Source organism: Arsenophonus nasoniae (assembly GCF_004768525.1).
GTDB classification, from domain to species: Bacteria; Pseudomonadota; Gammaproteobacteria; order Enterobacterales; family Enterobacteriaceae; genus Arsenophonus; species Arsenophonus nasoniae.
Map to the genome: position 1 here is coordinate 2,102,161 of NZ_CP038613.1, position 14,804 is coordinate 2,116,964.

The 14,804-nt window shown below is 39.8% G+C and carries 19 protein-coding genes and 3 pseudogenes; 1 reads left to right on the top strand and 21 read right to left on the bottom strand.

Features of this window, described 5'->3' with window-relative positions:
- Positions 1 to 4: 4 nt before the first annotated feature.
- From ArsFIN_RS10565 to ArsFIN_RS10640, 17 genes and pseudogenes are all read right to left on the bottom strand, one after another.
- A pseudogene (locus tag ArsFIN_RS10565) lies at positions 5 to 1,015 on the bottom strand (phage major capsid protein).
- A gap of 1,198 nt (positions 1,016 to 2,213) precedes the next feature.
- A pseudogene (locus tag ArsFIN_RS10570) lies at positions 2,214 to 4,478 on the bottom strand (primase-helicase zinc-binding domain-containing protein).
- A complete protein-coding gene (locus ArsFIN_RS10575) occupies positions 4,475 to 4,795 on the bottom strand; it encodes a hypothetical protein (RefSeq protein WP_135677709.1) in 321 nt (106 codons plus the stop codon). The pseudogene ArsFIN_RS10570 and the gene ArsFIN_RS10575 overlap by 4 nt, the downstream one beginning before the upstream one ends.
- A 40-nt stretch (positions 4,796 to 4,835) precedes the next feature.
- A complete protein-coding gene (locus tag ArsFIN_RS10580) occupies positions 4,836 to 5,219 on the bottom strand; it encodes a hypothetical protein (RefSeq protein ID WP_135677710.1) in 384 nt (127 codons plus the stop codon).
- A gap of 146 nt (positions 5,220 to 5,365) precedes the next feature.
- The gene (locus ArsFIN_RS10585) at positions 5,366 to 5,608 is read right to left on the bottom strand and encodes a hypothetical protein (protein WP_135677711.1); all 243 of its coding nucleotides are present in this window, start codon (positions 5,606 to 5,608) and stop codon (positions 5,366 to 5,368) included.
- Positions 5,605 to 5,922 carry a hypothetical protein gene (locus tag ArsFIN_RS10590; RefSeq protein WP_135677549.1) on the bottom strand — a complete coding sequence of 106 codons (318 nt, stop codon included), beginning with the start codon at positions 5,920 to 5,922 and terminating at the stop codon, positions 5,605 to 5,607. Before ArsFIN_RS10590 ends, ArsFIN_RS10585 begins: the two co-directional genes overlap by 4 nt.
- Positions 5,915 to 6,514: an ORF6N domain-containing protein gene (locus ArsFIN_RS10595; RefSeq protein ID WP_026824154.1), complete on the bottom strand. Its 600-nt coding sequence runs from the start codon at positions 6,512 to 6,514 to the stop codon at positions 5,915 to 5,917. Before ArsFIN_RS10595 ends, ArsFIN_RS10590 begins: the two co-directional genes overlap by 8 nt.
- Positions 6,507 to 6,710, bottom strand: a complete 204-nt coding sequence (locus ArsFIN_RS10600) for a hypothetical protein (protein ID WP_026824155.1) — start codon at positions 6,708 to 6,710, stop codon at positions 6,507 to 6,509. The genes ArsFIN_RS10595 and ArsFIN_RS10600 overlap by 8 nt, the downstream gene beginning before the upstream one ends.
- Positions 6,707 to 6,895: a hypothetical protein gene (locus tag ArsFIN_RS10605; protein ID WP_026824156.1), complete on the bottom strand. Its 189-nt coding sequence runs from the start codon at positions 6,893 to 6,895 to the stop codon at positions 6,707 to 6,709. The genes ArsFIN_RS10600 and ArsFIN_RS10605 overlap by 4 nt, the downstream gene beginning before the upstream one ends.
- Before the next feature lie 468 nt (positions 6,896 to 7,363).
- Positions 7,364 to 7,858, bottom strand: a complete 495-nt coding sequence (locus ArsFIN_RS10610) for a hypothetical protein (RefSeq protein ID WP_135677712.1) — start codon at positions 7,856 to 7,858, stop codon at positions 7,364 to 7,366.
- Between the two features lie 266 nt (positions 7,859 to 8,124).
- Positions 8,125 to 8,409: a helix-turn-helix transcriptional regulator gene (locus ArsFIN_RS10615; RefSeq protein WP_026823957.1), complete on the bottom strand. Its 285-nt coding sequence runs from the start codon at positions 8,407 to 8,409 to the stop codon at positions 8,125 to 8,127.
- Between the two features lie 74 nt (positions 8,410 to 8,483).
- On the bottom strand, positions 8,484 to 8,708 hold the full coding sequence (locus tag ArsFIN_RS10620; RefSeq protein ID WP_026824086.1) for a helix-turn-helix transcriptional regulator: 225 nt from the start codon (positions 8,706 to 8,708) through the stop codon (positions 8,484 to 8,486).
- Positions 8,709 to 8,723: 15 nt separating this feature from the next.
- Positions 8,724 to 9,911 (bottom strand): tyrosine-type recombinase/integrase, encoded by a 1,188-nt coding sequence (locus ArsFIN_RS27480; protein WP_034250440.1) that lies wholly within the window; start codon positions 9,909 to 9,911, stop codon positions 8,724 to 8,726.
- Between the two features lie 165 nt (positions 9,912 to 10,076).
- Positions 10,077 to 11,090 (bottom strand): annotated as a pseudogene (locus tag ArsFIN_RS27485) (terminase large subunit); the annotation flags it as partial.
- Positions 11,090 to 11,566 carry a phage terminase small subunit P27 family gene (locus ArsFIN_RS10630; RefSeq protein ID WP_135677583.1) on the bottom strand — a complete coding sequence of 159 codons (477 nt, stop codon included), beginning with the start codon at positions 11,564 to 11,566 and terminating at the stop codon, positions 11,090 to 11,092. The pseudogene ArsFIN_RS27485 and the gene ArsFIN_RS10630, both read right to left, overlap by 1 nt.
- Positions 11,567 to 11,681: 115 nt before the next feature.
- Positions 11,682 to 12,041, bottom strand: a complete 360-nt coding sequence (locus ArsFIN_RS10635) for an HNH endonuclease (protein WP_135677546.1) — start codon at positions 12,039 to 12,041, stop codon at positions 11,682 to 11,684.
- A gap of 8 nt (positions 12,042 to 12,049) precedes the next feature.
- Complete coding sequence (locus ArsFIN_RS10640) at positions 12,050 to 12,502, bottom strand: hypothetical protein (RefSeq protein WP_135677545.1); 453 nt, start codon at positions 12,500 to 12,502, stop codon at positions 12,050 to 12,052.
- 130 nt (positions 12,503 to 12,632) lie between these two features.
- Between ArsFIN_RS10640 and ArsFIN_RS10645 the strand changes: the two genes are divergently transcribed.
- Positions 12,633 to 13,028: a hypothetical protein gene (locus ArsFIN_RS10645; RefSeq protein ID WP_135677581.1), complete on the top strand. Its 396-nt coding sequence runs from the start codon at positions 12,633 to 12,635 to the stop codon at positions 13,026 to 13,028.
- A gap of 7 nt (positions 13,029 to 13,035) precedes the next feature.
- Here ArsFIN_RS10645 and ArsFIN_RS10650 read toward each other — a convergent pair whose 3' ends face one another.
- The 4 genes from ArsFIN_RS10650 to ArsFIN_RS10665 form a co-directional block, all read right to left on the bottom strand.
- Positions 13,036 to 13,488, bottom strand: a complete 453-nt coding sequence (locus ArsFIN_RS10650) for a lysis protein (RefSeq protein WP_135677580.1) — start codon at positions 13,486 to 13,488, stop codon at positions 13,036 to 13,038.
- A complete protein-coding gene (locus tag ArsFIN_RS10655; protein ID WP_135677713.1) occupies positions 13,458 to 13,940 on the bottom strand; it encodes a lysozyme in 483 nt (160 codons plus the stop codon). The genes ArsFIN_RS10650 and ArsFIN_RS10655 overlap by 31 nt, the downstream gene beginning before the upstream one ends.
- Positions 13,900 to 14,142 (bottom strand): phage holin family protein, encoded by a 243-nt coding sequence (locus ArsFIN_RS10660; protein ID WP_135677578.1) that lies wholly within the window; start codon positions 14,140 to 14,142, stop codon positions 13,900 to 13,902. Before ArsFIN_RS10660 ends, ArsFIN_RS10655 begins: the two co-directional genes overlap by 41 nt.
- 372 nt (positions 14,143 to 14,514) lie before the next feature.
- Entirely contained in the window at positions 14,515 to 14,751 is a 237-nt protein-coding gene (locus ArsFIN_RS10665; RefSeq protein WP_034250608.1) for a hypothetical protein, read from the bottom strand.
- Positions 14,752 to 14,804 lie beyond the last annotated feature (53 nt).

A 14,804-nucleotide genomic window follows, 5' to 3' on the forward strand; every position in this document is an offset into this window, starting at 1 on the left:
GGCGTTATGCCTTAACCTCAAGCACTTTAATCGCATTGGAATCGACTAATCCACCACCGAGATATTTATCAGTATGAATTTTGATAAAGCCAGGCTCAGTAATATTGTCAGGTCGTGTACGGGTGCCTGTCTGATGGTCAACAATGGTGTAGCCACGTTTAAAGTCACCCAGCGCTATCACATCATCATTCATAAATTCAAGGTAATGAACCGATAAACCCAACAGACTATCAGGATCACCCACTTGTAACCGTTCACGCCAGATATAATCACCATTGCCATTTTCAATTTTGTACTTTGGCAGCGGTGTTTGAGTTCATCACCCAGACAGCATTTTACGGTATTTATTTTTTAGCGTGAATTTCAGGTCAATCAGGCTATCGGCTTCCAGTTTGGTCACTTCCTGCTTTTGCAATGTGCCAAAACTACGCGCTTTATCGGCTTTCGTATCACGGGGATAGGATAGAAATCCTTTTGCTTTCTTTGTACCGTTACCACTGACTAAATCGGTTTCTTCGGTATCAACAAAGGTGTCAGCGATTTCACGGGTCAACCAGCCTAAAATATCGACATCACTAAAATCCAGAATTTCCTGTGTTGTCTTGGGATAGGCATAGACAGGAAATAACTTGATACTCACTTCTTCCAGTTTAGGGGTAGCGGTTTCGGTTCTGGCTTTGCCTTCTTCACCGTGATTGATCACGGCACCACCAACAGACACCAGTTGCTTATATTCGTTGCTGTGAGTGGTCTTGATAGTACAGATTTTACGCATGACGGACTCATCACTGAGACGTTGCATAATCTGTTTATTCAGTTCAGGGATAACGGTATAGCCACCATCAGCCGGAACCCCAGTCGAAAGCCCGCGTGTTTCCCCTGTCAAAACATAATGCCTTAATGCATCATTTCCCTGTTCTTTTTGTACAGGCTTTGCCGCTAATGTTCTTTCTTCATCAGCGAGACTTTCATAACGGGCGATTTCAGTATTGAGGGTTTCCGACTGATGACGCAACGCATCAAAGTTTTAGCTTCATCTTCGGTCAGTGTTCGTTTTCTGTTTCTGCTAATGTCAGCATTGATCGCATTTGTGCCGTTAAATCGGCTTTTTGCTGACGTAATTCAAGTAGTCTTTTCAAGGTTGGCTCCTGCATGCAGTGATTGTCTTGACTGAACATGCAGAAAAAAAGCAGCTAAGGGAAGGTGATATAAACCTTAACCGCTTTTAGTAACCATGAATATTTCAAAATACACCTGCATGAATCAGGAACCTCAATTTAACATGATGAAAAATAACAGGAAACAACCTCACAGGAAGGCAAAAGATGAGAAAACATGAGAACCAATAATTTACATAACTTTACATTAATTATTTATTAAAACATTAATAAGGGTTGCACCCGTTTTAGTGAAAACATCATGAGCTATTTTGGACAATCGGTAATCACTGCCTACCAGGAAAAGAAAGAATTTTTATGATGATCCTTGTTCTCTTTCGAAAAGATAAAATTTATTTAATAATATTTCTCATGTCAGAGAAAAAATAAAAATATTTTAGCGTGCGTTTTATATAATTAAAAAAAACTGGAAAACTGTTCATACTGTTCACCAATTCAATAAAAGATATATATATCAATAAATTATGTGGTGAATAGTTTTGTGTTAAGTGTTCACCACTGTTCACCCTTTCAATAAAGTGTTCACCTTTTTATGGATTGCTTTAGTTCAGGCAATAATAGTATAACGTATTGATATATAATATATTTATTTGCAATCATTAACAATCAAAACACTTTTATTAAATATTAATAAACACTTCCATCTTTTATTTTTCTTACAAGATTAAAAAATTATTTTATTAACCAACTTAAATAAATATTAATTTTATTTATAAATAAATTGAAGTTAGAAAACTTTTGTTCATTACCCCTCCCATAAAAGGTGAACAGTGGTGAACACTTGGTGAATAGTTTTAAGTTAAGTGTTCACCCTTTAATTTATTGATATATATATCTTTTATTGAATTGGTGAACAGTATGAACAGTTTTTACCAAAAAGTTTTATACGCATCTATTTTTTGTCTAACGCGACTTAAATAAAAAATTCTTTCCTTTCCCTGGTAGGCAGATAAAAAAGCCAGCCTTTTACTGGCTGGCGTTGTTTGTTTAGTATTGGCTGATGCTGGTTTGATATTACGGTGTCTATAATTTATGTTAAGGTACACTTGGCAACCAATCTTCGGCCTCCACTTCATTTAATTCCAGATTTGTTCTATATCCATGTTTTGTTCTTTCTCTAATATACCTTTTACCCAGTTCTTTAAGCGCATTATTAATCGAGCGTCCAAAGGCGGTTAAACTCAAGGCGTTTTTATTACCGTTCCCTTGCATATAAGCCGTGTAAGCATGGTATAAATATTTCCTTGGCACTGGCGGGTAAATATTGGCGTTCCCCATCATCATACCGCTAGCAGCTTCTAATGTAATGAGATAGGCGCAAAAATCGATGAGGGGTCACTTTCCCGTTTGATTTCTATCGCTTCCCCTGATCCCCTTTGTTCAAGTAATAACGCTTTTGCGTCTTCTGGATCATCAAAGTTGCCAACAATCGACGTACAATGACAGCGATCTCACTTGAAATCTTTTCCGCTAACCTAGAATCTTTATCTTCGTCTTTTACCTTGTTATTGAACTGGAATATCACTCGCCTACGGGCTACACCGTCTGCACGTTCAGTGAATATCATAGGGGTATTATTTGTTGCAATAACAACGGCTCTTATTACAGTGCTATACTGATGTTCATATTTAGGGTCAATTTCAATTAAATCACCGCCTGTTATGGCTTTTGCTCCCGTGGCTTCTCCTATGTACTTCGGTTGATCGGGGATGGTGATCAATCGTTTACTAACGAATTGTGCTCGCCCTCTCGCGGTATCTAAAGCGGCCATATTGCTACTTCCGGTATTATCTTCACCTACGAGTAAAGTGGCTATTTGGGCAAAACACTTTACCGCTTCCGCCTATTCCTGTAATTTCTAAAACAGTTCCCAGTCATAGCGGTTAGCTAAAATCATATATAACCCTGCAAAATCCGTTTCATTTTATACGGGTCACGATTAGCAGCATGATCTAACCATTTATGAAAATGTGGGCATGATCCGTAAATTTTCATCGGGTGGGGCGGGTCTATATTCAATCCCATTGTGATTTAATAACCAGTTATCGGGCTGGTGTGGTGAAAATACTTTAGTTTTAATATTAAAGACACCATTAGCAAAAGGAATAACATCGTTACAAGGCTTACCCAACTTAGGGACAATAATTTTCAATGCCTCCACCGCATTATTAACCGCTCGGTTGCTAAAGTTGGTGTTATGTTGACAATAGATATTGCCCATTTCACGAGCCAGATCAAGGTGGGAAATTTTTTCCCATATCCCTGATACGTAGCGATAAAATACCTTACTATCACTGTGTACAGCGATCCCCTCATAACGTTCAGCCAGCAACAAGGCTTTTTCATTGTCTGCCATTTGAGAAAGATTGTTACCCGTCTTTTGCTTGTCAGGCTCAACTTGATACGCCCCCTCTATAAACGCCTGTTTTGCTGCCTCAATCCCATGTTGCTGACGGTAATCATCCCAATCAGCTTTTCTTTGGTTGGCGGTATGGTGACCCAACCATTAACCACTTTTGCGGTTTTCTCCGCTTTAATCTTGCCAATATTGGCTTCATCGGGCTTAACATCATTATCCGCCGCAATAATGATTTTGATTGAGGTAATGCTTCCTGACCCATGTAGCAACGGGTAATAAATTACCTTCATCAAGCGCTGCCAGTACCACGCCTTCATGCAACTGGCTCACGGTTAAAGCGGTTGCATATCCTTCGGCAATTAACACCGTATCGGGCGTTCCAGTGAAATCAACGACGGGAATATAGCCACCTTTTTTCTTTGTGCCTGAGATAAAGCGCTTTTCACCGTTAGCTCTGATAATCTGAGCACCCAGTAATTTATCACCCTGTTTTACGGGTAATATCATCGAGCCATCTTTTAATAGCTTAACTGAACAGGTATGACCTTTGAGTATTAAGTACTGAGATTGACCTAATGTGGCTTCTTCTAATAACTTTGCGGATTTTTTAATAGCATCCGTTAAAGGCGGTTTATCTGATATAGTCGTTTCTTTTTTGGACAGGTATTGAAATAACCTTAGCCACTTCCTTAGCCGCTTCCGTGACATCAACATTAAATAACCGTCTCACTAAATCCAGTCCGTCACCACTACCACACTGATTACAGATAAATGTGCCGTTACCTTCCTTATCATCAAAGCGAAAGCGGTCTTTACCCCCACAAGCTGGACAAGCGGTATGACGATTCAAGGGGACTTCTGCCCCCCAGTGATGCTAATATACCTTGCCAACGTCCTGTGGCCTGCTGCTTAACCTGACGGATTAAATCAATATTTCTCATGATTTATCCTCCTGAGCAGCAGCGCTATCCGCCATGTCATTCATCATGTCAACCCACATATCAAGCCCCATCCCTGACAACTTGCCGTTCTCAACGCACAGGTCAAGTATTTGTTCAGCGACAGATTCCCAAGATTTGTATTCATCTTTCAACGGTTTTAATGCATAAGTATCAACCAGCTTCCGAATCCCTTTTACGCCGTCGATAATATCAACATGAATAGCGTCATCTTCGGTGTATAAGGTAAACCAGTCTCCGCCGTTTTCTGCTCTTACATCCTGATAGATTGCCTTAGCAAAAAGCGTTAGCCCGTGCATTCAGGCGAAAGTTTAAAGTGATTAATGTCATCTTTCCCCCTTAATGCACCACAGCAACGGGCTGAACATTGCCGTTAAGCACATCATCGATAAATAGGTTATGGAGTTGGGCTAAAATTTCTTGCCCCATAAAGGAAAGTTTTAAACACTTAGCATTACTGACTTCTAGCATGTTTCGATAAAACGTCAGAATATATTGCTCTGCGTCTTCCTTGGTCTCCCTAGAATAAAAAGCGCCTTCAATATTATTCTCCATGCCCATGCGTTCAGTCGCCAGAAAAATAGGAAGGTGATAGTTTTTATGGGTGTAGTAAGGCTGACCATTTTTAACGTTGCATTGCATAACGAAAATAGCCGAAATAACACAGCGTACGGACGTGATCACATCGGCTTTGTTAAAATCGTCTTTTTTTCCAGTATTCATCGATTAATTTCAGGATTAACTTAGGGTCATCATCCCAATGACCCTCATTAACACGATTAGGGATATCCGCCACAGGAATCGTTATTTTTCAATATGCCCCTGTTCGTTTAAATGTGTAAGGCATACATTTTGCCAATGGTTTTATTTTATAGCTCATCTTGACCCCTTCCTTTTTTTAGCCTGTTTGCGCTTACACTTTTCGACTTAGTGCCTGTGTGCTTTGAGCCACTGACATAAGTGTTAATCCCAGGATTTCTTATAAATTGGGGCTTCACTTTTCCCTTAAGAAAAGCCCGTGTATTCTTAGCGTTAAAGGTATTATCCCGCCCTGAGTTATAGCCATCGCTAAAAGTAATTAATGGTTGTTCGTCATATTGTGTCATGTTCATCTCACGCCCTCCGATACAGGGAATCCTTCACGCTGATAGAGTGTGAACTGGGCGTTTTCTGCGTTGATAATGAGTGCCTGAGCAATTTTAGGTAAGCACATCAACGCCTCACTCATCCGGCATAAATCCGCTTTCGCCTGACTATCGGCATAGTTTTCATTGCTACATGCCCAATATGCGCATTCACCAAAGGCTTTTAGCCCTGACATAATCCCATCAAACCCTGCCTCACAAGCACCTTTCATTTCTCTTAGATCTTTAGTGCTCATCGCCTGTAAATTATCCGCTATGAGGTAATGCTGAATATCAGCCATGATGTACCCCCTTGGTGAAATCACCTAAATCACAGATAGACAGTTGGGAAAGTTCAATAACGGTTTTGATGGCTGGACGAAGGCGCTTAAGCTCTCTACGGCGTAGGGTCATCGCTGCACTGCCTGGCTTACCATGACCAAGATAAGAGTCCTTCTCTGCCTTAACGACAAGATGTTGCGCTTCCTCCGGTTTCATCTGGCTTAACTCTTCAAGCGAAGGAATATCAACATGACGGAGTTCACCTAAGGTGTTACGGCGGAAATAAACATTGACTAGCTCTTTTTGTATTTTCCAAGAAAGCTCATCACGAAATGACTTAACGATTAACAAATAACCTGATTCAGTTAGAACCGTTAGCCCCCTGTTTGGCACAGAAATTCCTAAAGTATCTAATTGATACTTTAGAGATACTGGAATCGATAAATAATCTTCCTCATAGACAAAATGTTCTCTATGGCGGTTAAATGCGACTCGTGTAGTTCCTTTAGGGCGATCATGTGCCTTATCAATCATGGCAAAAGTAACAACACGCTTACCTTGGTACTCCACAACAGGCATCGCCCGATTATGGATAGCGACAAAATTAGACATGTTGTCCCTCCTTACCCATGTCTAGCATGGTCACGAGGGTATTAGCCCTTTCAGACGCCAAAAACACTAAATCAGATAGATAAAAGGCTAGGCTATTATCCTTTTCTACTGCTATCTGATTGATACAATTAAGCAAAGATGCCGTTATGGTTGCATAGTGAAGAAGATTGTCATTATTGACATAAGCGCTATTCATAATGTCACCTCCTCTAAATCCTGACGAGATTTAGCCAAGTCCCTGGCATATTCGAGTAGGGCGAAAGCAATGTCTTGTGACTTCGGATCGCTAAATAAATATTCCATCGTCTCAAGCAATGTCGCTATGACATTTAATTTGTCTTGAGGGTGAATATAAGCCGCTGGAAGTGAGCTATTACACATAAGCCACCTCCTGTACAGGCTTAAGGCCTGACAAGACAAGCCGATCACCTTTGACCAGCACATGAAATAATCTGCGCTCACGACGGGTTAATGACACTTTGCCGTAGGGAATGTTGGAATCTAGAGGGATAATCCAGTAAGTATCTGTAAAATTAGGGCGAGTTTAGGTAGACTTATACGAAGCCATAACTGTTACTCCAGTTATCGTTGTGGTTAGGCGCCCTGCTAGTGTGGTACGACTGTAGGGCGTTGTCTTTTATACAATGCCATAGTCACTTGTAGTTACAAATAAACACAGTATAATAGGAGTAAACCAAGTGTCAATACAGGAAAAGGATAAACGAAATAACGCAGTTTTCTAATTTCGAGTTGAACCGCCACTTGGAGCTGCTAAGGAATAAAACAGCATTATTAGAAGACGGCGATGCTTCTGTTTCAGGATGGATGAAACGCATTATCCGTAAAGAACTAGACAAAAGAGGCATCCCCTAAAGGCTGAAATCGCTTAGATACATATTCCGCTGATTGCTTCTGAGCCAATCCAGCCAACCCAACCAACCCGATATTATCGGGTAGCCTCATCATCAGAGAAAAATTTCCTTGATGTTCTGAGTGACCATGAGCCACTCGCTTTGTTTGTTTATTAACCGTTCCTCTTAATGATGAATGGTTATTTTTTGCACTACTCAAATTTGAGTAGATGAGGTATTTTAAGCTGCGGTTAGATGGTTGTTTTGTATACTGCACAAATTGAATCAACCTATTGTTTTTAATGCTTTCTTTTGTTCGCACCTCTCTAATGGCTTGTACACCCATGTTGTTTAATTTCTGAACTACACTTTTTGTGTAGTGACCTACACTTTTTTTGTAGGTCGACTTGTTCAGGCGATTAAATATATCGCCCCCCTGATTTTTGGCATAAAGAAGCCCTTCACGGTTATTCACCGTGTTTTGAATGTTCATATTGAACCTTATTTAATTAATTGAGCGGTGAGTCATGCTGCTTGGTCAGAAAAAGGGGACTTTCGGTAATCACTGCCTGCCAGGGAAAGGAAAGAATTTTTTTAATCTACTTCCTCTTTAAGTTGTTACAGGTCTTTATAGGTTTTTAGAGGTATTTTATCTACCTATACCTAATTAACTAATTGATATTAAACGGATTAAATGTAATTGGTACAGGTGATACAGGTTTTTTAGGTTTTCTGCCAAAAAGGGGACTTTTCCCCTCATCAGTGAGATTGACGGCTGTAAGGATTATTCACGTTCTTCACCTCTGGCGGATTGCGTGCCCACCATAGAACATCGCTTAATAGCCATGAGACGGAGTTCTTTCCCATAGGTATACGCTTAGGAAATTTTCCTTCTTCCTCTAACACCCATCGACGGGAACGGGATAAACCAGATATCTGCTTACATTCGGCTTCCCTGATTCGGCGATCATACTTTTGACCATATTCATCTAAAATAAATTGTCTTTCTTCTCTGGTAGGTTCAGTAAATTTAACCGTTATCATTATTTCTTCTCCATAATAAAAAAACCCCGATTAACGGGGTTCAATTCATGACATTTAATTTTTATACGTTCTAGTTATTCAGGTTTCCATGTGCCTTTTATCCAAGCCTGAACTTCGGATAATCGGTATAATCTGGTTTGTAGTCCTATATTTATTTTTAAAGGAAATCTGCCCCTTTTTTCTAAATAATATCTATGATTTCTACCTAGCGAAGTTAACCATTCACATTCTTCTTCTTTAATTAATCGGTCAATTTCATCCATATTTTCTATCTCAGCACGAGTTAATATTAGTATCATAAAACCATCTTCTTTTTATAATGCGTTTAAATAATCTACCCACCAAACAAGCGCTTCTCTTTTCCTATTCATATATTTACTTCGATTGTATATTCCCGCTACACCAGTTAATGTGTGACCAAGTAATTGTTCAATAACATTATGTTCAAATCCGTTATCACTAAGATTTGTAGCGATTACTCTTCGCATATCATGTGGAGTCCATTTTTCTAAATGATTAAGCCTTTTCCATATTTTTATCATGCTGATACTGGCTGCACTCTGACGCATGTTAAAACCAATTACCCTCTCTCTATTACAAGTTGCTTTGTTTAATAGTGATAGCCATTGTTTAAAATTATAGGGAATGGGTCTAATAATTTCTCTACCATTTTTACTATGATGAGGGGGGACTCGCCATATATCATTTTCTAAGTCCCATTCATCCCATGTTGATAATATTATTTCAGAAAGACGACAACCAAAGACAATAAGAAATTTTAAAATAATTCTATTTTCATATGAGATAATATGATTATCATATTCTTTATTCACATAATGCCACAGCGCTTTTAATTCATCCTTTGTTAACACTCTCTCTCTTTTATTTGATTTTTTTCCTACATCACTTACATCTAAATCGTCAATTTCATGGCTGATTGCATATTTTCTAACCCTACAAAATTTTAAAGCCTGTTTTGTTGTTTTTAACATTGCGCCTGCTTGTACCGGAGCAACTTTTTTTATTCTATCGAAACAGTTAACCCACATAGACAACGAACAATCATTCAATGGAATATCTCCAATATCGGAATAAATATGTTTCATGAAACAACTTTGAATATATTTTGCGCCTTTTCTTTTATCTTGAGCATAATTATTAATCCAGTATTCTAAGCTATCTTTGACTGTAACAGGTTTCAGTAAATCATCTTTGGTTATTTTGATTTGTATTCTCGGATCTTTACCCCCAGCTAACCATATTCGACAATTATCTCTCTGCTCCCTTGCGGCTTTTAAACTTAAATCTGGGTACTTGCCTAATGTTAACCATATAGGCGCGCTCTTTCTCCCGTAAAGGCGAAAGAAAAAAACAAAACTTATCGTACCTGTTTTACTTATTCTTATAGCTAACCCATTACCATCAGCAATAGTTTGTTGTTTTTCGCTTAATTTACCATGTAAGGATCTTAACTTTTTATCACTGAGCTTGTTGACTGCCATGTAGCGCCCTTTTTTCAATTTGCAATACACATTGCAATACACAGAGTTGTGTAAAAACCAGAAAACACGAAAAAACACGAGAACAATAAAAAATGAATAATCTATTTTATATCAGTATCTTACAAACAACACGAGGACGGCTAATCCATTATAATTAGCAGATATTACATTCTTTGTTATAAAATTCGTCCTAGCTGAAACCTGCTCCTGTGCTTTTTTTGCAAGGCGGCGCATATCATCCCATCGCTTGCAAATACCTAATCCAGGATTGGCTTTTTGCCACATCTTCTCGTCAAACGGATCATCTTTCTTGTCTAGGGTATAAATAATGCCAAAGAAGGAATCGTCTTCAACCTGCCCCTGTAAAACCTTGATGGCATAATCGCGTAATTCGTAGCATATGCCTTCTTTATTAAATCCAGCGGTGGTAATACCGAAGAGCAAGGATTGTAATCTTGCACCTGTTGCCGTCTCTAATACGTCCCAAACATCACGCGTTTTGTGTGCGTGCAGTTCATCGACAATACCGCAATGGATATTTAACCCGTCCAAATTATTTGCATCGCTGGATAGTGGTTCGAATTTTGAAGCGGTGACTTCTTGATAAATCGCTAATTTATTGAACTCAAAACATTGACCAAGGGTATGTTTAGCCTTCCTTATCATGTTTTTTGCATCTTCAAAGACAATGCGAGCCTGATCACGAGTCGTGGCGGCTGAATAAACCTCTGCGCCACCTTCGCCGTCTGATCCGGTCATATAAAGTGCAATACCTGAAGAAAGCGTTGATTTGGCATTCTTACGGGCAACTTCGTTATAGGCGGTACGAAAACGTCTGACCATCACGACTCGTCCACTGCCATCATTACGGATTACCCTTTCCCCCGTTTGTTCATCGACTAAAGGGATAACAAATCCAAAAATATTGATCAGGATAAAAATATGCCAATCCATCAATTTTATAGTTTGACCGGCAAGATTACCTTTTACATGGGGCACAAACTGATAGAAATTAAGGATATGTTGTGCGCGGGGGAAGCTAAAATAGATACCCCGTTCTTCACCATGCTCAAGGTCATTCAAAAAGCGTTGACACGCCAATCGTACATATTCACACGCGATGATATCACCCGACACAGCGCGTTGTGCATAGCTAATGCCTTCCGCTACTTTTGCCATTAGTCTATCCTGCTTTTCAAAAATTCGACAAACGGATCTATTTCGTTTGAAGCCTTACCGTTTACTTTTGACCTGCTAGCGGGGGTCATGCCGAATTCAGCTTGCATTCTGCAAATGCGCTTCCACGCATCGGCCATCATGGCAACTTGCGGATGTGGACGGATCATGACGTTGCCGTCAGTGGATGTTGTCTTGTAGGTCTCGCCTTCTTTGTCAATAACATCTCGATGTTTTCGCCATTCGACATACGCCCCAACCAGCAATTCCAGAGCCATACCATCGATAGCAGTAATAACGCCTATCGCATCTAGCCGTTCGCAAAGAACCTTAAACCAGTAGCGTTCTTGCTTGTTAAAGTGTTTTGGTGTTGGGGGAACCCCTTTTTCGGGTTTTGGCTCATTTTTATTAATTGCCCTTTTTGAAGGATTACCCCTTATCAAACGTAGATGTGTCGGTGTTTTTGGGGGTCCAGACATAATTTAAAATTCCTATTAATCGCGCAATTGGGATACCTATAAAAAGGTTTTCTAACCTGCGGTGGTGTAAAAAAAGGCAAATCGGCGGTTCCCAAAGGTAAAAGAGGGAGCGATTTTACCCGCCCCTCCCTCGCTTTTCTCTTGCGGTCTTCGTGCGATGGCATGGCCAACATAACGCTTGCAAGTTACTTTCTGCATCATTGCCGCCTGTTGCTTTTGCGAGAATATGGTCAACGGTGGTTGCGGTTATCAATCGCCCTTCAACTAAACATCCCTGACACAAAAATTTATCACGTTTTAATATTTTTTTACGGAGATGATCCCACTTTGTACCATAGCCACGCTGATGACGGCTTTTACCTTGTTGATAATCTTTCCAACTTTGGTTTCGATGTGCGTCACAGTACCCACTGCATTCAGTTGTTGTCTTGGCACAACCGGGTTTGCGACAGGCACGAGGAATACGTGGCGGCATAGTCCTCCTTAAGCATTCACTTCTTCTGCTGATTTTAAATATATATCAGGCGCATCAACTATTATCTCATCAGTCACAATGAAAGAGGCCTTAACACGTGGAATTTCCTGCGGTTTACTCTCTATAACCGTCGATTCCTGATTAGAGAGTATCTTGCCATTAACGGTAAGTGCATAGCCTTTAAACACACCCCTAATAAACAGTTTTGATAATTTTATCGATGTCTCTTTTTCATCATTGATTTGTTTATCTCTTGCTTTTTTCGCGCCTTCTCGAGCACCTATATTACAAGCCTCTTGTACTGCCATTTGCAAACTGGCTGGATATGTTTTCTCTTCGTTAATTGACCCCATTTGTTGCATCAAATTAGCAATACGTTGCAAGCGATCTTCTAATTTAATGAGATCACTATCATCAGCCTTTATTCTTACTCTAATTTCTGGTGCATTTTTTTCAGACATAGCTCACCTATTTCAAATTAATGGTAATCTTTAATAATTATTTCCAACTGAATGGTGGCCAACCTGTTAAACCCCCACATAGCAAGCCAAAAATAAACGTAATTATTGGATAAAGGAGCCACCAATATTCATGAATGATTTGATAAAAATCCTGCAACTTTACTCACCTCTGATTAGTTTATTAACATTCTTTTTGGGCTTATATATTGGTAACAAACACGCCATAGGTAGAGATAAAAGACAAGAGTTTAATGAACGTGCTGAACCCATAATTGACTATTTTGATTATATGCAGTCATGGTTTGAACAACGGGGTTTTACTACTGCATTCCTCTTACCAGAATCTGCCATAACATGCTTAATGCGACGGTTATCTAAAAGACAACAGAAACGCTTCGAAGCTTTAATTTGTCAATATCAATCGACTTTTAATCAGCTCAAGCATGAAAAATCCAGAACGGATGAGGCATACAATTTATTATTAAAACAGGTGGCAGATATAAAACTATTTTTACGCTTAAAATAAATCAAAATTAACCACTACACTGTGTCTTGATGTACTGCTGTAAATATTCCGTCTGTTTTTCGTTCTCAATCATCATCTTTCTGAGACGGAAATAATCTTGTCGAGCTGCTTCGCTAAATTGTGAGGTGGCTTCATCATATCGGCTCTTGGTGGTAACGATTTTGGATGTACGACACACGGCGTTGACGCGCAACCGCTGAGTGCCAGCGCGAACAGCATCATGCAGCTTATCCAGTTCAGCGTTGGCATTGTTCAGTTCCTCGGTGTGTTGAATATCGAGTTGGTGTAAAGCATCGATTTTTTGCTGTTGTAATTTCACCGCTTCAATTTGTGCGTGATATTGCTGTTTTAGTGTGTGGTATTGTGTTTTCAGATTTTTGTAGTTTGATAAGACAACGCTGAGATAAATCATCAATCCAACAATGATTATCAAGATGGGTGTGACAGGTCTCCATAACATATTACGCTCTCAATTTCCCGCCGGGTCATTAACCCTTTCCATTTTCTACCATCAACATGAACCCATCGTCTCATTTCATCACAAGCGCCTTTTCGGTCATCAGCGTTGAGCTTTTTGAGTAACGTGGATTTAGCGAAATTCCCCACGCCCACGTTGTATGCAAATGAGTAAAGGGCTGCCTGAGTGAGTGTATTGATACTGACCTTAATCAGTGGGTCAACGTAACGTTTTACCGCTTTTAAATCGTCATCAAGCCATTTATCGCAGTCTTTTTGCGTGTACGTCCGGTTACGCTCAATATCGTTGCCGGTATGCCCGTAGCAAACAGAAAGCACACCGCCACCGTCAAAATAGGGATTAAGTCTTAATCCTTCGAAATGCGTTATCATGCTTGAGGCCAGAAACAACGCACTACCGCCCGTTGCCATCACTATTTTTTTCGGTATCTTCATACTGACGCTCTTTGAGTTTGTACTCCCTTCGGCGGTAGTACACGTTGATTAAAAATGTCCCTATCGTGCAGCCGATACCCATCACTGCAACCCACTGGTCAAGGGTTAAAAAATCAAAAATCGTTGTTGTAACGCCACCGATGGTGGTCATAATGCCCCACAGATAGGCAGCAGGTGTTGAATATTTTTCAGACATGCGCATATACCCTCCCACTGAGGGTTCCATTGCTTTAAGTGATTGGTTGGATGACTTAAAAAGTTTAATTAATCCATGAGTTTTCTTGCCAATGCTCTACACTGTATTTCCGTTAGTGGAAACTCAATAATGTTATTTCCGCTATGCGATATTCGTACTAACTTCCCTGACTGCTTATCGTCTATAATGCTCAGTGCATAGATTGAGGGTTTGCATATGGTTAAACCCTCTTCGATTAAAATTGTCTTATTAATGAGGTCACTCATGGGAATATTCTCCTTGTGAGGGTTCTATTGCTTTGTTTTGAACAGGGAGCCAGCCGCCTTACTCGTTTTAATGATTGTTTGTGTGAGTATTGCGGTGGCTTATTTTTAAAGCTTATTCAGGTTTTTTGGCAGGTAACACCGCCCAATAAGCATAATCTCTTGGTTTAAAGGTGACATACTCACCGTTATCCCAGCCTTGGAAATAGAGGAACTTGCCGGCTGAGTCAAAAGTCCCGACTACCTGGTTATAGTAATCTGCACTGTTAACGATAAGATATTGACGGGGGTATTCTTTTGTACCAGGTTTGACGCTAGAGGGATGTAATTCAAGGTTTAATGTTTTAGTCATAAAATTTCTCTTTTTTGCTATTGTTATAAATTATCCAGTTCCTGGATATTGTT